We start from the raw sequence: 23,943 nt of genomic DNA on the forward strand, positions 1-23,943 counted from the left end.
CTAAACTATAAATTTGTAACCATCATATAGAGGTTTTATATTGCTTGGCAATATTTTTGATATCTCGTGATAATCAATAAAATGATTCATATTAGTTAATAATATTTGTTGCGGTTTGTATTCATATTCCCACTGTAGGATTTTATCTAATCCTGCATGGCAATCATTAGATTCGTATGCCATACAATCTAATATCCACACTTTGATATTTCTTAAGAATGGTTTGGATTCTGTCGGAAAATCTGCCACATCACTAGAATATACAAAATCATCCACTCTAATACCTAAACTATCTATAGGACCATGATGCTGTCTAAAAAATTGTACCTCTATAGTGTTAATTTTAAATTTTGCAAAAAAATCTACCGGTCTTGCAATCAGTCTATCCGGAGCAAACAAGTGTTGGTGATGATTCTCAGTTCTCAATGCTGTAGCATTATCAGTAAAAATTTCTAAAGGTCTTTTCTGAAAGAATGGAAATACACGTAGATCATCAATACCGTTAACATGATCTGCATGATAATGGGTTAATATGGCACTGTCCACTTTTTTAATCTTTTCTCGTAGTAATTGCTCCTTAATGTTGAAACCAAAATCAACAAGAATTTGACTATTACCATCATCCATATATATTGATGATCTAGTTCTTTTATTGTAACTTGAAGTCGAGGTGCATGTATTGCAATCACAATTAATTATCGGTAGACCAAGCGATGATCCACACCCTAGTACTGTTATTTCTAGCATAATATTATTTACTTAAATCAAATAAAATTAAAATTGAAAATGTTTGAACTTTTATATAATTTCCAAGGTCTTAATCAAGAAATATTCTTGTGGATCAATAGCATAACTAACCACTTTAGCATAATAGCTTATATTCTACAAATTATCTCTTATTGTTTTAATATTACCAACTTTGCTATCGCTTATTTGATATATTGTATATATTTTTACACTCAGCTAAAAAAGATTCAAGATTTTAATCATCGTCAGAGCAAATTTTGGGCTATATATAATAAAATGGTAATGATTGGTATAATTTATACGATATTCGGTTGTATTTATGCTCTACTTAAGTTTTCGGTTAATCTACCTAGACCATTTTGCTCATTGCCTATTAATAGTTTTGTAACAATTGCTAATATTGAACTTGAAAGATGTTTGTCTAGTTTTCCAAGCAGTCATTCTGGGTTAGCATTATTGGTTGCCTACTGTATTTGGTCATATATAACAATCAGACAAAAAATTATAGCCATTTTGATTGTTATTTTAGTGGCGATATCACGTATTACTCTTGCTATGCACTACCCAGCTGATATTATTTATAGTTTCCTTATCACCATAATAATTATCATACTTGGCAGAATAGTTTTTAGAATTTTTGCCAATAACTTAATAAAATGGCTAGGAGGCTGCCTGCAATAACTAATTAATTTAATCTTTCATTAATCTACCTAATTTTTATTTTGAATAAATGCAACTTATGTTTTATAATGATATCATCCTAAAAACTCTCATATAGCTTTAATTTTATGCAAAATGTAGAAATTATTGAGACTATCTCTACATCAATATCATGTTCTGGCAGAGAGTCGCCTTATGATCATCCAAGAATTTATTTGGAAATTGATTCAACCAAAGGTTCTATTATGTGTCCTTATTGTAGTAAAAAATTTGTGTTAATTAAGTAATGAAGATAAAACTCCTATCAGATAGCACTATAAATCGTATCGCTGCTGGAGAGGTAATTGAACGACCAGCTTCGGTGGTAAAAGAACTAGTTGAGAATGCTATTGATGCAGCTAGCACTAAGATAGATATAATGCTTGAGCAAGCAGGCAAAAATCTTATTGTTATTTCTGATAATGGAATAGGTATGTCTGAGGATGACCTAAATATTGCCATAGAGCGTCATACTACTTCTAAACTTGATGAGCTAGATTTATTAAATATTCACACTTTTGGCTTTCGCGGAGAGGCATTACCTTCTATAGGATCTGTAAGTAAGATGCTAATTACTTCAAAGGCACGTGGAGCTGATAGAGCATATCAGATGCAAATTAGTGGTGGGAGTAATAAAGGAAGTAAGCCTACCATTCACAACGAAGGTACTAAGATTGAAATACGAGATTTATTCTTTGCTACTCCTGCAAGATTAAAGTTCTTAAGATCTGATAAAACCGAATTTGCAGCTTCATTAGATGTAATAAAGAAAATTGCATTAGCTCATCCTAAAATTAGTATTAATTTATCTCATGATGGTAAAAATATTCTAAAAGTAAAAGGACAAGATGGTAATTTTGACGAAATTCTAAAGCAAAGAATAATTGATATAGTAGGTTCTGATTTTATTGAAAATTCGGTTCATATTAATCTACAAAGACCAGAAATTTCAGTATATGGCTTTACTAGTATTCCTACCTTTAATAGAGCTTCTGCTGAGGATCAGTTTTTATTTGTTAATAATAGACCGGTTAAGGATAAATTACTACAAATCGCTTTAAGAGTAGCATATCAGGATTACTTAGCTCGGGATAGACACCCAGTTTCAGTTTTGTTTCTACAAATAGATCCCCAAATGGTTGACGTTAATGTTCACCCTGCCAAAACAGAAGTAAGGTTTCACGATCCAAATACCATACGGGGATTACTGGTAAGCTCTATCAAGGATGCCCTTGCCACGAAAAGTCATATGGTTTCAACGAATATTGCCACAACTGCCTTAGGTCTTTTTCGAAATACAGCAACTACTAATAATGCTGTTAAAACAAATATACCATTACAAAAAAGTCCTAGCTCTTCAAAAAAAATATATCCGGATAATTTAACTCCACATAATTTGAGCGTATCTGATAATAGCAGTACTTATCGAACCCAAAATTTAACTCTCCCTAAATCCAACCAAAATAGTTTTAATATTCAACAGCCATTAATAAAGACTCAACCTCATGCTAAAGTAGAGGTAGTAGAGGACTCTATAGTCAATTCAGGAGAAGTTGATGCTAGGAGCGATGGAGCGACGCCTATAAGTAATAGGCGAGCGACGAGTGACGACGTCACCAACTTCTCATCAATTGACTATACCCATAGCGATTGTAACAATGGGTTACTCGGAGCGGCAAGAGCACAATTGCACGGTACTTATATAATATCACAAACAGCAGATAGTATTGTTATCGTAGATCAACATGCAGCCCATGAACGTTTGGGATATGAAAAAATTAAACAGACGATAAGTAATAATGGGCTAATTAAGCAGAGATTACTGATACCTGAGATAGTAGAATTACCAGATGTCAAAAGAGCCGATTTATTATATAATAAGAAGGCAGACCTTTCTAAATTAGGTTTAAGCATAGAAAAATTTGGCGAGCGATCCATCATTGTATCAGAGGCTCCAAGCCTATTAGGAGATATCAATATAAGCCAACTTATTCAAGACTTAGCAGATAATTTATCTGATCTTGGCGAAAATATTTCCTTGATTCAATTGATTGAACATGTTACAGAAACATATGCATGTCATTATTCTATCAGAGCAGGTCGTAAATTATCTTCTGAAGAAATGAATGAATTGTTAAGGCAAATGGAGAAAACCCCTTTTTCAGGTCAATGTAATCATGGTAGACCAACTTACATTGAACTCAAACTCAAAGATATTGAGCGATTATTTGGACGTACATAATTAGACCTCCTGCAAAACTCTACTTCTGCTGGTAATTTGTACGTCGATGCGGTACTCGAATCCTCACGTACGCTAGAGTACGCTGCGGTTCTGCGTTCCGCGTCTCCTTCAAATTCCTCAGCATAAGCGAGTTTTGCAAGAGGTCTATTGATAGCTTAATATAATCCATTAATTTGGGATAAGAATAAGCCCTTTAAAGAATGGGTAATAGTAGTTACTGAGTTAGGGAATGAAAAAAATAAGTAATACCGCAAAAATAATAAAAACAACTATTAGTGTAGCAAAAAAATCTGTTATATTTATAGATATAGTGAATTAACTGGAATTAGTGCCGAATAAGCACCCCATGCTGTCATTGCGAGGAGCCGCTTTGCGGCGATGCGGCAATCCAAAAAATGCTCAGGAATGGATTGCTTCGTCGGCTACGCCTCTTGGCAATGACGTTTTGTACTTTAACTCTTTTTCCGTGAATGCTCACTAATATTGGAAAAATTGTTTTCATATTTTTGATGAAAATAGTAAATTTCTATAATTTTTTGTTTGTCTAGGAGACGGTCTCCTAGCAACTGGCAATTGAGGTTAATATAATGTTTAACTATAATAATATATTTGATAATCACATAACTAGAATTAAACAAGAAGGCAGATACCGTGAATTTGTTCCTGTTCAAAGGCAGGCAGATAATTTCCCGTCCGCTTGGTATGTTGATAAAGAAATTGTCATGTGGTGTATTAATGATTATCTTGGAATGAGTAAGCACCCAGATGTTACCAAAGCTGCTCTAGAGGCTATAGCCAAATATGGCATTGGCTCTGGTGGCACAAGAAATATAGGCGGCAATAATAGCTGTATAATAGAATTAGAACAAGAACTAGCAACCTTACATAATAAAGAATCAGCTTTAGTCTTTACTTCCGGTTATGTTGCCAATGATACCACCCTTGCAACACTAGCAAAAATAATGCCTAATATAGTTTTTTTCTCAGATGAGTTAAATCACGCTTCTATTATTTCTGGTATATGTAACTCAAAAGCTGAAAAACATATTTATCGACATATTGATGTTCAACATCTTGAAGAACTACTTAAAAAGGTAGATATTAATAGACCAAAGATTATTGTTTTTGAATCCGCTTATTCTATGGACGGATTATTTTCTCCAATAGAAAAAATAGTGAATTTAGCTAAAAAATATAATGCTTTAACTTTTATTGACGAAGTACATACAGTGGGTCTATATGGCAAGCATGGTGCTGGTATTGCCGATCTTCAAGGTTGTGCTGATAAAATTAATATTATCCAGGGAACCCTTGGCAAGGCTTACGGCGTTATTGGCGGCTATATTGCAGCTGATAGTCAGATTATCGATTCTATAAGACTTACGGCTCCAGGTTTTATATTCACCACCTCTTTACCGCCAATTATCGCTTCGGCAGCAACTGCAAGTATTCGTCATTTAAAAAATTCTAATATAGAAAGGGAAACTTATCAAAAGGTAATAGCCAAGGTAAAAAAATCTTTTGATCAAGCTAAAGTGAATTATTTTAAGAATGATAGCCATATTATACCAATAATTATTGGCGACCCAATTAAAGCCAAACAAGCCTCTAATATGTTGTTGAATGACTATAATATTTATGTTCAGCATATCAACTTTCCAACAGTACCACGTGGTAAAGAACGCTTAAGAATCATTCCAACACCCAACCATACCGATAAAATGATTCAGGATCTTACCAAAGCTCTTGTTGAAATTCTTAGTGTACTGGATATATCACCATCCATCAATTCCCATTCTATAATAAAATTACCTTTATACCCCGCAGCGTAGGTAATATAGTAAATTGGTTGTTGTACTTGAATGACTTTAATAATCATGTGAACCTATGACTAATCCTATATAAAACGGTTATGGACAAAAGTCTTTAAAAAGCAGATATATAGTAAAATGATTATATAGCTAATTCGATTAGTATTTAGCCATAGTAAACTGGTGTCTATTAGCGATTAGTACTCTATATTTTTTTGCTATTTTCTGTGTAACCGACAAAGCATTTCTAATCACTTTTATGGATTGCCGCGTCGCCAAAGTGGTTCCTCGCTAATAAAAGCTTGGGACACATATACGCCCTCCTCACAATGACGCTTGGTAATCAGATATTTTCTTTTAGCCAAATTAGAAATTTTTTAAACCAACTAGCATCATTATTATCATTAATATCAAAATTATTCTTTTGTATTTTTAAAGATTGGGTTTTTACCATACCTATAGCAGTGGAATATATATGGGGATTATAATCTTCAGCAAAACCTGGTAAAATTTCCGGTTTACCAATTCGTACTTGTTTCTCAAAAATTTTACTTGCTAGTTCTTTGACTCCCCGGAGCATCGCTCCTCCACCAGTAATAACAATGCGGTAGGCGATCATATTGCCTGCCACAACTCTATCGTGCTGGGTTTGAACCATCAATAATATTTCTTCTACTCTTGGACTGATGACGCATGCAAGATATTTTGAGGTAATTGTTGGTCTACCACTGTCAGGAATTTCCATTTCAAAATCTTCTAAATTAATAATATTATCTTTATCAAGAGAAGATGGCATGGCATTACCATAGAGAATCTTAAGTTTTTCTGCAACGTTCAGGCTTACTGAGAAGACTTTTGCTATATCAGATGTAATATGAAAGCTACCTATATCTATGTAGCTTGTATATATTAACTTGCCTGAGACAAACACGCCAAAAGAGGTAGTTCTTGCCCCCATATCGATTATGATAGAGCCAAGATTTTTTTCATCTTCTGAAAGACAAGCAATTCCTGACGCATAAATTGCTAATATAATATTATTTATTTCCACATGACATTTTGCAAAACAATTGGTAATATTCATCAGCATATTAAAATTTGCTGTGATAATATGTAATTCACACCCTAATTCTTTGCCAAACATTCCGATTGGATCTTCAATAGCATTATTATTATCAAGAGTAAATTCTATAGGGAAATAATGAATAATTTCTTGGTCTTTAATTTTGAATTCCAATAAGGCTTTTTTGATAAGTTTTTTGATATCTTGTGGTGAAATTGGCTGATTAGAAAGTTTTATTTTACTATTTGCATAATAAGACTTAGTGCCATAGCCTGTTAGTGATATAGTTATTTTTTTTATGTTTTTACCGCAATCTTTTTCTAATGCGTAAATCGCTCCGACTATGCTATTTTCCGCATCTTTTAAATCTAATATGACTCCTGATTTAATACCTTTTGAGTGATGCAGAACTTGGCTTACTATTCTTGCATCTTCTCTTTTATCAATATATGCTGCAATACAAGCTATTTTACTACTACCAAGGTCAAGAGTTAAAAAGTTAGACAATCTGGCTTTCATAATTCTTAATATTTTTCTATATAAAACTTACTCAAATTTCGTAAATCTATAGTTTTATAATTTTGATTAAATAATAGATTTTTCATATCCAATCCTGCAAGGTAATCTAAAGCACGATCAAACCCAGAATCTGGCATTTTAACAGTTATACCTTGCTCTAGATTTAAATTCCATCGTCTTTTCCCATAAAGTACCGAAGAGACAATTTTCTTAGCTAGTTCAGGGTATTTTGCTAAATCTTGAATTAATTTGTTAGTATAAATATTAGCATCCAATCCTACAACATGAGGAAGATTAGTGAAAGTACCTATATCAGTAGTAATTTTATATCCTTCTTCATCAATAAGGAAAACTTTCTCGTTAAATTGCCAGATAGCAATTGGCACTCTCTCAGTTAATCTTATGTAAATAGTATTAGGTAATCTTCTCTCAATAATTACAACATTTTTAATCCAAGGATTGCGTTGCAAATTACTCTTTATTGTTCCTAGGTCTAAAGAAAGAATAGGCGTACCCTTATCAGCATTTAAAGTTGCTAATATATCTTCTTCCTTAGTATTATATTGCCCTTCTATTAAAACATTTTCAAGTCTAAAGCTAATATCAGAAGTGAATTCATAAATATTTTGGATAATTTCTTGTCTTACAGGAGCAAAATAGTTGGTAAAGAAAAATGAAGACAACAAAACTACTAGGGTAATTTTAATAAAAAATACCACTCTAATATACACCATTGCCAACTTTCGTCGTAAAGGTATATTGGCTTTTTTCTTCTTATTAGACGCTTTATTCCTCTTCATGTGTCAATACATGCTGTTTCTAAGATTCTTTCCACTAACGAGCAGAAATCTATCCCCTGTAAAGCAGCTATTTCTGGTATAATCGATAAGGGAGTCATACCAGGATGGGTATTAATTTCTATAGTAAAAATTTCATTCTTACTTTCGTCAAAAATAAACTCTGCTCTAGCCACACCTCTACAATTCATTGTTTGATATATTCTTTCCGACTCTTCTAGTAACTCATTATATATATTTTGTGGTAATGGAGCTGGACATAAATGCTGGGCAAATCCATCAGTGTATTTAGTATCATAATCATAAAAACGCTGCTTCAGGAGTTTTATTTCCAATACCCCTAAGGCTTCGCCGTTTAAAACGGCTACTTGCATTTCTCGTCCCTTAATATATTCTTCAATCATTACCTGATCACCATAAGGAAAATCATAATCAGCAAAGTTAAAATCATCTTCAGCAAATATTACTTCAACGCCTATACTTGATCCCTGGGCAATAGGTTTTATAACATAGGGTCTTGGCATAGGATCGGCCTTAATGTTATCAGATTTATTAACGACAATATGCTTGGCTACCTTAATATCATTAGCAACAAACCATGCTTTTGCATGCATTTTACTAAATGCTAAAGAAGAAGCGAGAACCCCACTATGAGTATAAGGAATTCGCAAGATATTGAGTAACCCAGGCAAACAACCATCTTCGCCATAAGTACCATGTAAACAATTATAAACTATATCCGGTTTTATCTGTAAAAGTACCGAGGCAATGTCTACTCCCATATCTATAAAAGTAACTTTATATCCACTATCTACCAAAGCTTTGTTAACTCCCGAAGATGATACTAAAGAAACTTCTCGTTCAGCCGACATACCGCCACCTACTACCGCCACATGTTTTTTTCCTTTATCACTCAATATTGTAACCTTAGAATTAGCAATAAAACTTGTTTGATATTTATGCATATTTCCCTATTCTTTTAATTTCCCATTTTAGATCAATCCCACTATTTTCAAATACTCTTTTTTTAACAAGATCCCCAAGATTTTCTAAATCACCAGCAGAGGCATTGCCATGGTTTATCATAAAGTTACAATGTAGTTGCGAGATGGAAGCCCCACCAATTTTGTATCCCCTCATGCCGGCTTTATCGATTAGTTGCCATGCTTTATGATTTTCTGGATTAGCAAATGTACTACCACCAGTACGTTCTTTAATTGGTTGGCTTGCTAGTCTATTTTTACTTATTTCATTCATTTTTTCTAGGATCATATTACTGTCCCCCATCGTTGTCTTAAATATAGCTTTGGTTATAATCAAATCTTGTGGTAAATTATTACCTCGATATTTAAAACCTATTTCTTCGTTAGGGATGGTAATAAAATTACCTCTAGAGTCTATTGCTTCAATTGCTAGGATAATATCTTTAAATTCCGAGTTATAGGCACCGGCGTTCATTACCACTCCACCACCTATAGTACCTGGTATACCACTTAGAAACTCAAAACCAGTAATTGAATGTATTTGACAAAATTTAGCAAGATTAAAATTAAGGCAACTACTTCCTACCGATAATTGCCCTGCCGGTAATTGGTGGTCTGGCATTAATTCTATATTAGTAAAATTCTGACCAAGTTTTATCACAACCCCCTCTATACCACCATCTCTAATAATAATATTTGATCCAGCCCCTAAAACAGTTATTGGTCTCTGTTGTTGGTTTTGTGCGACAAAATCTGCTAAGCTTGATGAATCTAATGGTTTAAAAAATATCTCCGCAGGTCCACCAACTTTAAACCAAGTTAAATGACTTAAATTGTAATTATTTTTATATTCACCAGCTATTTGCATAATTATAAAATATCTACTTTACAGATTTATTCTAATTTTTGGATTGCTTCGTCGGCTTACGCCTTCTCGCAGTGACGTTCTTGGGTAAATTGCTGATGCAAATTATTTGCCCAAGCAGAAATACTCCCAGCACCCATCATAATTATTATATCATTTGGCATAGCTTCCTTGGCAATAAGACCAGCTATATCCTGGTGATTCTCGATAAATGATACCATCGAATGAGATTTAGTATCCTTGATTTTGTCTACTAAATTTCTTCCCGTTATACCGTCTATTGGCTGTTCACCGGCAGCATATATATCTGTGATATACAGCTGATCAGCATCAAAAAAGCAAGTTATAAAATCATCAAACAAATATTTAACCCTTGAGTATCTATGTGGTTGGAAGATTGCTATAACTTTACTATTTTGCTTATTAGCAATATTTCTTGCCGTAGCAAGTGTAGCTTTTACTTCTTCCGGATGGTGAGCATAATCATCAATTATCGTAGCGTTATTATATTCGGCTACTTTAGTGAATCTGCGTTTTATCCCTTTAAAGCTATTAAATCCATTTTTAATAATTTTAATACCAAAATCAAGCTCTACGGCTATCGCGATAGCCGCAAGAGCATTAAGGATATTATGCCTTCCCGGAGTAGGTAAGGTGATGTGTTCGATAGTTGTTACCCCATTTACGTTAGGTAGACTAATTCGCACATCAAAAGTTGATGATTCAATATCAGAGTTTAAATTAAAGGCTTGTATGTTAGCATCATTTGAGTCTATTCCATAAGTTATGATTCTACGCTCAAATATGTCATTTACTAGTTTTCTAACAATTTGGTGATCAATACAAGCCACGGCAAAACCATAAAATGGTAAATTAGTTACAAAACTCTTAAAAGCTTTAATTAAACTATCAAAATCCTGATAAAAATCTAGATGTTCCGGATCGATATTAGTTATTACTGCGATCGTTGATGGTATGTGAATGAAAGTTGCATCAGATTCATCAGCTTCAGCTATTAGATAATTCCCAGATCCAAGATATGCATTGGTGGATATATTATTAATAATACCACCATTAATTAGCGTTGGGCAAAGCCCAGCCGCTTCAAATAAACAGGCAACGAGTGATGTAGTCGTAGTTTTGCCATGCGAACCAGAAATTGCTATGGAACATTTTAGCCTCATTAATTCAGCTAGCATTTCAGCTCGCCTAATTATTGGTATTTTTTTACGTATAGCTTCCTGAATTTCAGGATTATCTTTATTAATAGCCGACGAGACCACTACATATGAAACATCAGTAATATTCTGAGCTTGATGACCAAGGAAAACCTTAATACCATTATTTTCTAGTCTTGTGGTATTATAATTTTCAGCTATATCAGAACCTTGCACTTTATATCCGAGATTATGTAGTATTTCGGCAATGCCGCTCATACCAATTCCCCCAATGCCGATAAAATGCATAGTGTCAAGAGTCCCATTTATTTTTTTTAACTCTAATAGAAACATGTATATAATAATTAATTGTCTATCTCTTGCATAATCAGTTTTTAACTAAAGGTCAAGCTCTAATGATGAGTATACAACAATTATAGCGTACACTAAGCGTTATTAGAAAAATATTGTAAAAATATTATATATATCCGACTAGCATTTAGCCAGCATCTATTAGCAAGACCACGTAGTGGTCGTGGTTACTTCCCTGGATTGCTTCGTCGTCGCTAAAGCGGCTTCTCGCAATGACGTTTAAAGCTTACAACATATCCCACGATATTTTTGTTGCAATTAATAATGTTTTATTTATAAGAAACAATGATATTCTATAAAGAATTTGCATTGTGAACATACGGTAATTTGGAATAGGAGAATTATTAATCAATAAAAAAGGTTTTTTATGACAAAGTTTATGACAAGAATATATTTGGTTAAGGCATTGTTTCTTTATATGTGTATAACATCTAACGTTGTCCTGGCCTCAATATCGATGATTGTAGGTGGTTCGTATTCTAAGCATATGAAAGAGATTTTGGCTGTCACACATTTTCTGCAAGATAATGGAATCACAGTTCTATCTACTAAAGAAGGTGTTACAGAAAAAACACCTCATGGTAAATTTGTTTTTTTAGCTTCTGATCGTATAAAAGTTGCTCGCCTTGCACAGGATTCTTTTTTTGCACAGATTAGACAATCTGCTGCTCATATTGTTGTAAATGTTAATGGATATCTAGGATTATCATCAGTTATGGAAATTGGTTTTTCTATAGCAAATGGGATAACTATTTATTCAGTATGTCCTGTTCGTGATGCTACTATTTCGTTATATACGAGAGATATTAGAGAGCTTTTTCCAGATTTTTTTGAACATTTTAAACAAAATAATAAAATTAATTGTGAAGCTAAAAAATATTGAGTTTATATATCTAATCTGACTAGCATTTAGTTGTGGTAAACCGGCGTCTATTAGCGAGACCACGTAGTGGTTGTGGCAATCCATTTCTAATCATTTTCCTGGATTGCTTCGTTGCCGCAAGGTGATTCCTCGCAATGATGTTTAAGGCTTACAACATCTCCCAAGCGTCATTGCGAGACCATGTAATGGTCGAAGCAATCCAAATATGATCACTTTCTTGGATTGCTTCGTTGCCACTGAAGTGCCTCCTCGCAACGATGTTGCTTTGTCGTGCTAAGCACTTCTACTGTTTTTTCTCTAACATTTCAGTATTTTCTAGTGTATAATGTAATCACGTGGTTTGACAATTAATCCACTAAACAATAGATATCTTGCATAACCTAAAGATAATTGAGGAATTTTTAGGAAAAACGAAGTCGAGTACCGTAGCGTACTCAGATGTACGTGAGGAACGGAGACGAGTTTTGACAACAAAATTACCAATTAGATTAGATTAGGTTATGTAAGGTCTAATGATTATGCACAATTATTTTGAGTTATTAGACATAGAAAAAAAATATGATATTGACTTGCCTATCTTAGATCGTCAATATTTCGCTATGCAGTTAAAATATCATCCGGATAGAACTAGCTCTAACACCGAAAAGCAAAAAAATTTGGCTATCTCTATTGAGCTAAATAAAGCTTATGCAATGCTTAAAGACGATTTAGCACGAGCTGAGTATCTTCTCTTGTTAAACAATATAGTTTTGGATGACCTAAAGGTTAGGCAAGGTATTTCAAAGGAACAATTAAATGTTGTGTGGAGTGAATTAGAGTTTGTTGAAACTACTGAAGACTTAACAAAGTTAGAACATATGCTAAATAACAAGATTCTTGAAAAGCAACAACTTACTAAATCTCTAACTACTGCATTCCAAAATCAAAATATGCAAGATGCCGTTGATAGTACTATAAGATTTAAATATCTTAAAAACTTAATTAATAATATTCAGCTAAAAATCAAATCATGCAAATAATAGAAATTAGTGAGGCTGGCTCTTCCCAGCATAAAGAAAATGATAAGAACATAGCCGTTGGCATTGATTTCGGTACAACAAACTCATTAATTGCTTTGTCAAATCAACAAGTGGTACAAATTATCACAAATGATCAAGATTTAGAACTTATCCCATCAGTGATAGCCTTCCATGGTGAAAGCTTTATTGTGGGTAATCATGATATAATCGATAATCTTCGCTCTATAAAAAGGCTCTTCGGTAAGAAACTATCCGATATACAAAATAACCCAACACTTTTTGCTTTAGTGAAAGATTATATTGACCTAGATAGTGAAATATTACGGCTGCAATTTGCTGGAAAATTGATGGCTGTTCCGGAAATTGCCGCCCAAATCTTTCTCTATTTAAGGCAACAAGCTACTGAAAGATTAAACTCAGAAGTCAAAAAAGCTGTAATAACTGTACCGGCACATTTTAACGATGCTGCTAGAGGAGAAGTAATGCTGGCAGCAAAAATTGCTGGATTTGAGGTATTACGGTTAATTGCAGAACCAACAGCAGCAGCCTATGCGTATGGTTTCAATAAAGAAAGCAGAGGGTGTTATTTAGTATATGATTTAGGGGGAGGAACTTTTGATGTATCAATTCTCAATATGCAAACCGGCGTACTTCAGGTTATTGCCACTGGCGGAGATAATATTTTAGGCGGTGATGATATTGATCACTTAGTGATGAAGTATTTTTGTGATAAATATAAATTAGTAGCATCTAACGAATTAATAAAATTAGCAAAAAAAGTTAAAGAAACACTTAGTGTACAAAATAAATGTAGTATTATAGATAATCCGACTAGTATTGCTCCCAATTTACAAACGTCATTGCGAGGAGATACTTTAGTAGCGACGAAGCAATCCATAAAAGTAACCAAAAATGGATTGCCTCGTTTGGGCTTCGTCCCTCCTCGCAATGACACCAGTTTGTTACGGATAAATGCTAATCGGGTTAGCTATATATATGAAGAAAAGATGTTGGAGTTAGATATAGAAAATTTTGAGAGGTTAATAACACCATTAGTAGAACGTACCATAGCTATTACTAAAGATACGCTAGAACAGGCAAAGACCCCTGATATTTCAGGTATTATCCTGGTTGGTGGTTCAACTCGTATACCGTTAATTAGTAAGAGTTTAAGGCAAACATTTAATACTATTATTTTTTCAGATATTAACCCAGATAAGGCGGTAGTATGGGGTGCGGCTCTGCAAGCAGAGAACCTAACTTCTGCAAATATTAATTCCTTATTAATCGATGTAGTGCCTTTGTCACTTGGTATTGAACTAAATGGAGGAATTACTGAAAAAATTATTCTGCGTAATAGCCCTATACCGATATCGGTTACTAAGGAGTTTACCAATTATGTGGATAACCAAACTTCTATGAAGCTACATGTGGTACAGGGGGAGAGAGAAATGGTAGAGGATTGTCGGCCACTTGCAAAATTTGAACTAAAATTGCCACTAATGAAAGCAGGGGGAGTTAGGATAGAAGTAACATTTTCTATTGATGCAGATGGCATTTTGTCAGTGTCAGCTCTAGAAAAAAATAGTAATATCTCACATAACATTGAAATAAAACCAAGTTATGGTTTAAATGAAAGTGAGATTACCGAGATTTTAGAAAATGCTTATCAAAATGCGGCTAGTGATCATAATAAGAAATTGTTACAAGAAACAATTATTAACACAAAATCTTTGCTTTATAATATAGAAAATGCTATTAGAGAGATGCCAAATCTTCTTGCAAAAAATGAAATGGAAAAAATTGATATGGCAATTAAAACTCTAAAAGAAGCAATAGACTCAAATGATCGTGATTACATTATAGAATGTAGCAAAAATTTTGAGAGTATAACAGAGCATTTTCTTGCCGAAAGATTAAATAGCACGGTGGAAGGCTTACTTAAAGGTAAGCATATTAATGAAATAAACTAAAGTGAATTGAAGATGGATGATAACTAATGCCTAAAGTAATTTTTGTTGTAGATAAAGATGGGACAGAGAAAATAGTGGACGCCCCTATAGGATTGTCTATTTTGGAAATTGCTCATCAAAACGATATTGATCTTGAAGGTGCATGCGAAGGCTCTCTAGCATGTGCTACTTGCCATGTTATTTTAGATGAGGAATTTTATCACAAATTAAAAAGTCCTTCCGAGGCAGAAGAAGATATGCTTGACTTAGCATTTGGTCTTACTCATACTTCAAGACTTGGTTGTCAGATTATTGTTACTGAATATCTTGACGGTATAAGGGTTCGCTTACCATCTGCTACCCGTAATATTAATTTATAATTGAGTATAATAAAGTGATACGCAAAATTTTACTTTTTATTTGTTTAACTTACACCATAATATGGTTTGCCGTTGCTTATACTATCAAAAGTAATGTGGTAAGTACTATAAATAATTCAGAGACAGATAATATTAAGATATCTTATAGCCAAGTCAAAGTTTCTGGTTTCCCTTACCGTTTGCAGATTAGTTTAGTCGAGCCAAAAATAAAATTTATTGATCATATTAATTCTAAAGAAATATCTGCTGAAAAAATGATATTTTTATTCGATTTTAGTTTTAAAAAAGCTAACTTGATTTTAGGACAAACAATAAAACAACAAGAAAATTTTGGTGGTAAGTTAATTGAATATAGTGTACAGTCGAAGGAAGATATTGCCGCACTAGTTAAATTTAATAAACCTATATATAGATTGTCTAGTGGAGATAATCTAAAATCTATCGTGAAGCTTTTGCAAGTTAACAATAAATTATTATCAATTATTCAGAAAGATAAGGAAATTTTTAATATTAGTGACTTGGTTTTCTTAATCAATAAAGCAAAATCTCAGGATGGCGAAGATATAGCTTTACAATTACGTTTGTCATACGCTGCAAAGGAAGATTTTTTGAATTTCAAAACAGCTCAGCTTGATTTAGCCACCCTAATAAATATTGCTACTGATCAAGATATCAGAAATTTAAATATTGACCGATTAGTTTTCTCTTGTGATGATAATGCCCAAATAGCTTTAATAGGTTTTTTGCAATTTTTTGAGAGTAACTTACCAAAAGGTAAATTATCTTTTGAATTAACTAATCATCATGATATCATCGATAAGTTGATACCTAATAATTTGCTATTACCTAAAAAAATGATCAAGGCTATAATTGAGAAAGTTGCTAATTCTTCTGTATCTGAAGTGGTTAAGACAGATGATAGTGAAGTAGCAACTTATGAAAAGGTAAAATTTGATATTGAGTTTTCTGATAATGGCATACATATAGGTTCAATTAATCTGCTTGAGTTTAAACTAGAGGATAGTAAGGTAAATGCTGATGAACCTTTAGAAAGTAATAATACTGATACTTGGCAAAAAGAAATACCAGAAAATTAAGTGGTATTAATAAGAAATGTTAAAGAAGTATTTTCAGATAGAACGTGCTATAAATTTTTGGATAAGCCAGTTGATAAAATTTTATTGAAAGAAATTTATAATATAGCAAAACGTGGTCCTACTTCAACTTAATTCTACTGTCTAGCTCACGGAATACTCCAACTTCTTTCCATAAGTCTCTATTTCCTATAACATAAATAACTTCTTTAGCACGGGTAACTGCTACATTTAAGATGTTAGGAAATTTGCCTACCCATACTCGACTGCCATCTTGGTCTGATCCTTGTGCCCCTAATACTAAAATTACCGCTTCAGCTTCTCGACCTTGGACAGTATGTATTGTTCCAACTCGCTCATTAAGCCAAGAATAGATATCTGTAGTTATCCAAGATTTTAAAATATGACTATCTTTTATAATTTTGCGTAAATTATTCGCAACAACTCTAAAAGGTGTCACAATATACAGATTTGGCTGTATTCCAGCACTCTTTAATGTACCTAATAGTTCAAGTACCTTTTGCCCTTCTTCTGGACACCACTTATCTGACGCTTCTCCTTTAACATCAAACCATTTAGAAGAACCAAGACACTTATGTATTGCAGAGCTGCTATCAGAACTCTTGGCGTGAACCATAGATTCTCCATAAGCAATTATATTAGAAATATCAAACATAGGATTTCCACAACGTCTATGTACTAGTAAAGGCACACCAACCAAACGACTTCCGTGCTTAGTATCAAATTCATAAATATATGAATTTGCAAAATCTGATAGGGTCTGCACTGATGCTTCTGGGGCATTGAAACGTTTTGGATCTACTGAAAATTGTTTACATATACTTTTTGTTAAATTGTCAGGTAAATCAACCACTGGTTCTATTTGTAGAGGATCCCCTGTCACTATAACACGTTTTGTTCTCATTATAGCCCCTACAGCAGCTTGCGGTAAAGCCTGCCCAGCTTCATCAATAATAAGCCATCCAAGAGAATTGGCAGGGATATCCTTTAACATTTTCTCTACAGATGCAAAAGTTGTTGATACACTAGGAACTACAAGGAAGAAAGATGCCCATAAGTCTAGTAAAAAATCAGTGGTGCTTTTATCTATTACGTTAAAAGAATCCCTAAAAATTTTCATCATAGCTCCAAGGTTATGATGTAAAGGTTTGGCTGCTGCATCTATAAATGCTTTATGTAGTTTTATAGCGGAAATAAATACCTCATCGCGTAATAATTGTGTCTGTTCGTTACACCATGGGGACACTAGGTGCATTTCTTCAGAGGATTTTGTAAATAAACTACTATCAATCAAATGATTTTCAAATTCTTTAGAGGATGTTACAATCTTTTTCTTTTTATAATTAAGACGAACAATCTTTTGCCTTTTTTCTCTCCAGGCAAGAAATGAAGGAGTGTTTAGAATACACCAAATAATATGTGGTTTTAATTTATCATGTTTTAATAAAAAATCTTCTATATCCTCTACCTTTCCTAACTCTTTTTCTAAATTTTCTAACTCTTCAACTAAATTTCTTGTTTCTTGTAATTTAGAGAGTTCATCTCGACTTGCTTTTAATGTTTTTTCAAAATTTTCTTTAGCTTCTTTCCAACGTTCTAAAGCTTCACTATGACTAGACGGTGGGTTATTTTCTTCAATAATTTTAGGGTATATAGTTTCAATGATTTCATGACTATCTGGATCTTTAATCTCGAATTTCTGCGGTTTTCCATTTATTTCTGCTAAATATGTTGAAAAGCTAAAATCCTTATCCCACCAAAATTTTTCATTAAAATTCTTACAATTAGTCATATTGCCAAGTACTGCTGCAATCAACCCCCAACTTCCACCTCCAAGTAATGAATCAGATAGAGCTTTAAAATAACGCAGATCATTTGCATTATCGGCAATGGCTTTTAAACTAGGTAATTCAGTGCTAATATTTTCAACAGCCTTATTGTTAGATGAGGCGATTAATATTTCAAAACCTTTTAGTCTTTCATCTAATTTGTAAATCTTGAACCACCCCTTTCCGGCTTGTATTTTTTCCCCTGAATCAATAAAAGCTTGTTCAGGATCAACAAAATTCAGTAATGCTTCTGCTCTTTCTGCAACTAATTTTGCCACAATATCACGTAATAAAGTTGTTTTTCCTGTTCCTGGTGGTCCATTAATTGCAAGAATTCCACTGTCTTTTAGTTCAGTCATAGATAAATTAACTTCAGCCTGTTGAAGTAATACTAAAGGATGTCGTCCTAATCCAGGCCATCTTGCTGAAGGAATGTTTTTAGGGGAAAGAATATTTTGTAAAACAGTCTTATCTAGGATATTTTGACGTTTTAGGTCATTCACACCTAAATATTGTAAGAGGTTTGTTGAAGCACTTGAAGTATCTTGGTTTTGAGCTAAAGTATTAGCAATTAAAGTACTAGCTTTTGCTAAATCATTTAGGTAAAAGCTGTTAAGTAATACAGTCTTAGTAGGACCATCTTTTTCACTTGATTCAGGGTCATCTTTTTTACTTGATTCAGGATCACCTTTTTTACTTGATTCAGGATCACCTTTTTTTCTTAATTCGTAAGTTCGGAGAGCAAATTTTTTATTTATTAGCATTTCTGCTGATATACCATAAATATTATTAGTAAGGTAAGTATAAGCCTCATCTATCATTATTTTATTCAAGGGAAGCTCTTTACCATTTTCATCTTTTTTACGTAAGATTCCATCAAAAGCTATTTCCATTTTTTGTTTAACTAATGCCCAGTCCCTTAAGTTTTCAAGACTATTTTTTAACGCTTGAGGAGCACCCCATGCAAAACTTGATAAATTAACAGATATATCATTTTTAAGAAGACAACCATGCTGATCTACAGTAATTACCCCTGTAATGGCTTCTCCTGATACTTGTTTTGATTCGACACTTGTATCACCATATTTTTTAACTAAAGCAGAAAATACACTCTGAAGACTAATCGAACCCATTATTATTTGATAGAATAATTTTTTCTCAGGAGGTACTTCTTCGCCACCATTCTCCCATGGTAGTCCATTATCTAATAAAGCAACTAAAATAAAGCAACTAAACTTTTTTCTCCTCCTACTAGGTCTTCTGCTTTACAAAATGTTCGAGGCGACAATACTTCCAAAACAGTCCAAGCTGATAAGACGTTACTTGCTTCTTGCATAGTTAATGGTTTCATTTTGTTAGTAATTTAATGTTCTAAGAAATCTGCCCAGCTTATTTAAGCATGTATGCATTTTAGAAAATATATCGCCAACTCGTGTAAAATAATAATAATTTAAAAGTTTGGTTGTAAAACTTCTGATTATTCCTTATATTTGTAACTTAATAGTCTCACACCACGATATTTACTATTTTCGAGGGTATTATGATAATTTTCTTAGGCTCTTTACCGCTTAAATGTTTTTGTATCTCGGGTAATTGCATTACCATATTCTGAATCTCAATATTGCTCGTTACGTTGGCAAATTCTTGTGTAGCTCTCAGTTTGCCATTAACTTGGATAGCCATGGTATAAGATTCTAGCTCCAACAATGATTCGTCGAAAGAAGGCCAGGAAGTTTGATATAATCTTTCCTTACTACCTAATTTTTGCCAAATTTCCTCTGTAATATGTGGAATAAATGGGTTAAGTAACATAATCAAGACTCTAAACCTCTCTTTAACACTATAGTCAATTGATGAATTGACTATATTAACATTACCTTCTCTGCCCTTAGATACTTCATCTGACAAAGCATTAAATAGTTCCCGCATTCTTGCTATGGCTTTATTTAGCTTAAAATCCTTTAATTCTTCGGTAACATGTTTAATAGTATAATGGGTAAGCTTTGTTAATTTATTTGATTTATTACTAGAACCTTCCGTTATTTCACTATTAATTAGTATTTCTGCCATATTTTCTAGCTTACTAATAAAACGAGAACAGCCTTCAAGACCATTTGCCGACCATTCAAAATCTTTCTCTGGCGGACTATCGGAGAGGACAAATAGCCTAATAGCGTCAGCACTATGGTTGGTCAATATTGATTCTAAATCCACAAGATTCTTTTTGGATTTACTCATTTTTTCTATTCGTCCTTGAACTACTTCTTCTCCAGTATTTTTATTAATCCACTTATCAGACTGTTTTATTACCTCATCTGGGTAAAGCCAATTATTATTAGCATCTTTATAAGTAGCATGTAGAACCATACCCTGAGTTAGCAAATTATTAAAAGGTTCACGAATACTAAGATAACCTTGTTCGTTCATTACTTTGGTAAAAAACCTGGCATAAAGAAGATGCATTACTGCATGTTCAATTCCACCAATATACTGATCAACAGGTAACCAATAATCACATACTTGCTTGTCGGTTATATCTTTTGCTGCCACGTTACAATAACGGATGAAATACCAAGAAGACTCAAAGAATGTATCTAACGTATCAGTCTCTCGAATAGCTTGTTTTTGACATTTTGGGCAATTAGTATCTTTCCAAGTAGGGTGAGAATCAAGAGGGTTGCCATTTCCATAAAATATAACATCACTTGGTAGAGTGATTGGTAAGTCTTTTTCAGTTACCGGCACAGTTCCGCAAACTGAGCAATATATTATTGGGATAGGACAGCCCCAATATCTTTGTCTAGACACTCCCCAATCCTTCAGACGGTAGTTAATAGTACGTTTTCCTAAACCACGTTTTTCAAATTCTTCTATAGATTTTTGTTTAGCATCCTGAACAGTAAGATCATTCAAAAAGTCTGAGTTGATCATCATACCATCACCCGTGTAAGGTTCCGAGTATACGTCCATTTGAACATCTTGGTTAATTACTACCTGCTTTATTGACAAGCCCATTTTTTTTGCTAATGCATGATCTCTTTCATCATGAGCTGGACATCCAAAAACCGCCCCAGTACCATAATCTATTAGTACAAAATTTGTTATTATGACAGGAATAATAATTGTCGAATCAAATGGGTGAATGGCAAAAAGGTTAGTATACACCCCTTCTTTTTCAGATTTATCTACTGCAGCATTAGTGTGTAATTGTGAACATTTTTCAATAAACAACACCATATCGTTATTTTTATCCACTAATTGCCCAACTATTGGGTGATTATAGGCTATTGCAACAAAACTTGCTCCAAAAATAGTTTCTGGTCGAGTAGAGAACACTTCTATATTAGCTTGATGATCTTTAATTTTAAAAGTAAAATTTGCTCCTTCCGATTTACCTATCCATTTTTCCTGCATAGATTTAACAGAATCAGGCCAAAATTCCAGTTTTGAAATTTCATTTAATAGCTCTTCAGCGTAATTAGTAATTTTTAAAAACCATTGTTTTAAATATTTTTTTTCAACTAAAGCACCTGAACGCCATCCACGACCATCTACTACTTGTTCATTAGCTAAAACAGTCTTATCAACAGGATCCCAATTTACTAAAGATTCTTTTTGATAGGCTAAACCTCTATTATAAAGTTCTAAAAAGAATTTTTGTTCATGCTTATAATAATCTGGATTACAAGTTGTTATTTCTCTCGACCAATCATATGAAAAGCCAATTGATTTTAGCTGATCTCGCATAGTTGCAATATTTGAATAAGTCCAATCTTTAGGATTAGAGTTATTATTAATGGCAGCATTTTCTGCTGGCAAACCGAAAGCATCCCAACCCATGGGATGCAATACGTTATAGCCTCGTGATTTCATAAAACGAGCGATGCAATCTCCAATAGAATAGTTACGTAAATGTCCAACATGAGTTTTCCCAGAAGGATAAGGTAACATTTCAAGTACGTAATATTTAGGCTTATCGCTGTTGTCTTTTGCGGCAAAAGCTTTTTCTTCAAGCCAAATTCTTTGCCATTTTTTCTCAATATTTTTCATAATTCACACGTTAGTTATTAGTATTTTTTAGTAAGTATACTATAACATTATTTTTTCCCTGCACTAATGTATAATTCTCTAGCTTTTCGTAAAATTTTATCTTCTATGTTATTAACTAGGTCTGGAGCAGTATGATTGTCTAGCCAGTTACCATTTTTAAGTGTTTGTTCAAATATTCTTACTTGAATTGCATCCGGACTAATAACGTTATCCTTTATAAAAATATTTATTTTAAATCGAAAATCTGCTTTTCCTTTTGGACTATACCACTCAGTAATAATAACTCCACCAATTGAATCGCTTGAAGCAAGAGGTACAAAACTTAATGTTTCTATAGAAGCCTGCCATAAATATTTATTGATGTTACCTATCTCCGTTTTGGTAGATTCATTCTTGATTCTGCCCGGTCTAAATATCAAACCTTCTGCGCCAACTATCGAACCCATTTCCTCCATCTGTCTTTCTTGTTCACTTTCTGGATAGTTTGAATCTCTGGCAATTACTGAAATTGGGAAAAATAGTAAGCTTGACATTATCCCAATAATTGTTCTTTTAAAATGTTCTTTCATAAATTATATATTTTTATAACCATTTGTTGTTTATTTTAGACAACTTGCTGTCAGTGTATCATAGGAACCACATGATGTAAAGATAGCCCTGTGTTCTTTAACGGCAATTCTTATTATGGAACTAAATTAATTGTGGTAGTCTTTCCTAATAAAATATTTGTTGTTTAACTTCTTGATTTAAAATATTTTACATAAAACAATAAATTAATATTGTATTGTCATGAAGTCAATAAACCAGTTTCTTTTGCTGTCATTATTATCAGCGTTACTGACTACTGTAGTAACACTTGTAAAAACTGTACTCCAGATTTGTTATTTAAACAAATTGGTTCTTCACCTCAACCTTATATAAATACACAATATAGGGCAGTTTATGTTTTGGGAGATAGTCTATCTGATATAGTCAATTGATGAGAAGTTGGGGACGTTGTCGCTCGCCTATTACTTATAGGCGTCGCTCCATTGCTCCTAGCCCCAAATTCTCCTGAATTAACTATACTGGAGTGATTATTGGAGTATTTAACAATATGTTAAGTTTTGTAAAACAAGAATTTGATACTTTAAGGTGGATTGATAATATCTATACAGAAAGGCAACAATATATCTCAACCTTGTGTATGGGATATAGCTAATAAGCTTAATACTATGCTGTTACTAGAGTTAGTATTAACAGGAGAATTAAGAGTTACCTATAATTTCCTATGTAGTAAGTACAAGATTTGCAACTAATCTATTTTTTGATTCTTTTCATCCAACCGTATTGTTGCATATAAGTTGTCGGTGATAACTTATTTGACCTCATAATTACTAACAATGATTTATAATTTCTTGGCAAAGTTTAAGGGATTGCCGGACTTTAGTAAGTTTAGGGAAAAATCATAAGCGTAAGTC

Annotated in this window: 21 protein-coding genes; 11 read left to right on the top strand and 10 right to left on the bottom strand. The window is 33.2% G+C overall.

The window, feature by feature from the left end; translation table 11 throughout:
• A complete protein-coding gene (locus ACFELY_RS03705; RefSeq protein WP_094649422.1) occupies window positions 1-747 on the bottom strand; it encodes an MBL fold metallo-hydrolase in 747 nt (248 codons plus the stop codon).
• 39 nt (window positions 748-786) lie between these two features.
• Here ACFELY_RS03705 and ACFELY_RS03710 point away from each other — a divergent pair, with 39 nt between their 5' ends.
• The 4 genes from ACFELY_RS03710 (at window position 787) to hemA (ending at window position 5,520) form a co-directional block, all read left to right on the top strand.
• Window positions 787-1,428: a phosphatase PAP2 family protein gene (locus tag ACFELY_RS03710; RefSeq protein ID WP_375330042.1), complete on the top strand. Its 642-nt coding sequence runs from the start codon at window positions 787-789 to the stop codon at window positions 1,426-1,428.
• A gap of 107 nt (window positions 1,429-1,535) precedes the next feature.
• The gene (locus tag ACFELY_RS03715) at window positions 1,536-1,694 is read left to right on the top strand and encodes a zinc-finger domain-containing protein (RefSeq protein ID WP_094649254.1); all 159 of its coding nucleotides are present in this window, start codon (window positions 1,536-1,538) and stop codon (window positions 1,692-1,694) included.
• Window positions 1,694-3,688 (top strand): DNA mismatch repair endonuclease MutL, encoded by a 1,995-nt coding sequence (mutL, locus tag ACFELY_RS03720; RefSeq protein ID WP_375333671.1) that lies wholly within the window; start codon window positions 1,694-1,696, stop codon window positions 3,686-3,688. The genes ACFELY_RS03715 and mutL overlap by 1 nt, the downstream gene beginning before the upstream one ends.
• 587 nt (window positions 3,689-4,275) lie before the next feature.
• Complete coding sequence (gene hemA / locus ACFELY_RS03730; RefSeq protein ID WP_375333672.1) at window positions 4,276-5,520, top strand: 5-aminolevulinate synthase; 1,245 nt, start codon at window positions 4,276-4,278, stop codon at window positions 5,518-5,520.
• 322 nt (window positions 5,521-5,842) lie between these two features.
• On the opposite strand, the gene ftsA is transcribed toward hemA, so the two are convergent.
• From ftsA to murC, 5 genes are read right to left on the bottom strand one after another with little or no spacing between them, the layout of a single operon-like run.
• Window positions 5,843-7,081: a cell division protein FtsA gene (gene ftsA, locus ACFELY_RS03735; RefSeq protein WP_375333673.1), complete on the bottom strand. Its 1,239-nt coding sequence runs from the start codon at window positions 7,079-7,081 to the stop codon at window positions 5,843-5,845.
• Window positions 7,082-7,086: 5 nt separating this feature from the next.
• Window positions 7,087-7,881 (bottom strand): cell division protein FtsQ/DivIB, encoded by a 795-nt coding sequence (locus ACFELY_RS03740; protein ID WP_375333674.1) that lies wholly within the window; start codon window positions 7,879-7,881, stop codon window positions 7,087-7,089.
• On the bottom strand, window positions 7,878-8,843 hold the full coding sequence (locus tag ACFELY_RS03745; RefSeq protein ID WP_375333675.1) for a D-alanine--D-alanine ligase: 966 nt from the start codon (window positions 8,841-8,843) through the stop codon (window positions 7,878-7,880). The genes ACFELY_RS03740 and ACFELY_RS03745 overlap by 4 nt, the downstream gene beginning before the upstream one ends.
• Complete coding sequence (gene murB, locus ACFELY_RS03750; protein WP_094649061.1) at window positions 8,836-9,729, bottom strand: UDP-N-acetylmuramate dehydrogenase; 894 nt, start codon at window positions 9,727-9,729, stop codon at window positions 8,836-8,838. The genes ACFELY_RS03745 and murB overlap by 8 nt, the downstream gene beginning before the upstream one ends.
• 56 nt (window positions 9,730-9,785) lie before the next feature.
• Entirely contained in the window at window positions 9,786-11,237 is a 1,452-nt protein-coding gene (gene murC, locus ACFELY_RS03755) for a UDP-N-acetylmuramate--L-alanine ligase (protein WP_375333676.1), read from the bottom strand.
• Between the two features lie 385 nt (window positions 11,238-11,622).
• On the opposite strand from murC, the gene ACFELY_RS03760 reads away from it, so the two are divergent.
• The 5 genes from ACFELY_RS03760 to ACFELY_RS03780 all read left to right on the top strand — a co-directional run bounded on the left by ACFELY_RS03760 (window position 11,623) and on the right by ACFELY_RS03780 (window position 16,586).
• Window positions 11,623-12,138, top strand: a complete 516-nt coding sequence (locus ACFELY_RS03760) for a hypothetical protein (protein ID WP_375333677.1) — start codon at window positions 11,623-11,625, stop codon at window positions 12,136-12,138.
• 518 nt (window positions 12,139-12,656) lie between these two features.
• Entirely contained in the window at window positions 12,657-13,157 is a 501-nt protein-coding gene (gene hscB / locus ACFELY_RS03765; RefSeq protein WP_375333678.1) for a Fe-S protein assembly co-chaperone HscB, read from the top strand.
• On the top strand, window positions 13,148-15,130 hold the full coding sequence (locus ACFELY_RS03770) for an Hsp70 family protein (protein ID WP_375333679.1): 1,983 nt from the start codon (window positions 13,148-13,150) through the stop codon (window positions 15,128-15,130). The genes hscB and ACFELY_RS03770 overlap by 10 nt, the downstream gene beginning before the upstream one ends.
• 26 nt (window positions 15,131-15,156) lie before the next feature.
• Entirely contained in the window at window positions 15,157-15,489 is a 333-nt protein-coding gene (locus ACFELY_RS03775) for a ferredoxin family 2Fe-2S iron-sulfur cluster binding protein (protein ID WP_375333680.1), read from the top strand.
• A gap of 14 nt (window positions 15,490-15,503) precedes the next feature.
• The gene (locus ACFELY_RS03780; RefSeq protein WP_375333681.1) at window positions 15,504-16,586 is read left to right on the top strand and encodes a hypothetical protein; all 1,083 of its coding nucleotides are present in this window, start codon (window positions 15,504-15,506) and stop codon (window positions 16,584-16,586) included.
• Window positions 16,587-16,704: 118 nt separating this feature from the next.
• Here ACFELY_RS03780 and ACFELY_RS03785 read toward each other — a convergent pair whose 3' ends face one another.
• The 4 genes from ACFELY_RS03785 to ACFELY_RS03800 all read right to left on the bottom strand — a co-directional run bounded on the left by ACFELY_RS03785 (window position 16,705) and on the right by ACFELY_RS03800 (window position 23,052).
• Window positions 16,705-19,566, bottom strand: a complete 2,862-nt coding sequence (locus tag ACFELY_RS03785; protein WP_375333682.1) for a DEAD/DEAH box helicase — start codon at window positions 19,564-19,566, stop codon at window positions 16,705-16,707.
• An 83-nt stretch (window positions 19,567-19,649) separates the two neighbouring features.
• Window positions 19,650-19,784 (bottom strand): hypothetical protein, encoded by a 135-nt coding sequence (locus ACFELY_RS03790; protein ID WP_375333683.1) that lies wholly within the window; start codon window positions 19,782-19,784, stop codon window positions 19,650-19,652.
• A 155-nt stretch (window positions 19,785-19,939) separates the two neighbouring features.
• On the bottom strand, window positions 19,940-22,483 hold the full coding sequence (gene leuS / locus ACFELY_RS03795) for a leucine--tRNA ligase (RefSeq protein WP_375333684.1): 2,544 nt from the start codon (window positions 22,481-22,483) through the stop codon (window positions 19,940-19,942).
• Between the two features lie 47 nt (window positions 22,484-22,530).
• Complete coding sequence (locus ACFELY_RS03800) at window positions 22,531-23,052, bottom strand: DUF3576 domain-containing protein (RefSeq protein ID WP_375333685.1); 522 nt, start codon at window positions 23,050-23,052, stop codon at window positions 22,531-22,533.
• 210 nt (window positions 23,053-23,262) lie between these two features.
• On the opposite strand from ACFELY_RS03800, the gene ACFELY_RS03805 reads away from it, so the two are divergent.
• Window positions 23,263-23,463 carry a hypothetical protein gene (locus tag ACFELY_RS03805; protein WP_341759481.1) on the top strand — a complete coding sequence of 67 codons (201 nt, stop codon included), beginning with the start codon at window positions 23,263-23,265 and terminating at the stop codon, window positions 23,461-23,463.
• A gap of 159 nt (window positions 23,464-23,622) precedes the next feature.
• Window positions 23,623-23,781, top strand: coding sequence for a hypothetical protein (locus ACFELY_RS03810; protein ID WP_375330030.1), 159 nt, complete (start codon window positions 23,623-23,625; stop codon window positions 23,779-23,781).
• Window positions 23,782-23,943 lie beyond the last annotated feature (162 nt).

Origin of the sequence: Candidatus Tisiphia endosymbiont of Xenochironomus xenolabis (genome assembly GCF_964264705.1) — a bacterium.
Lineage (GTDB): Bacteria > Pseudomonadota > Alphaproteobacteria > Rickettsiales > Rickettsiaceae > Tisiphia.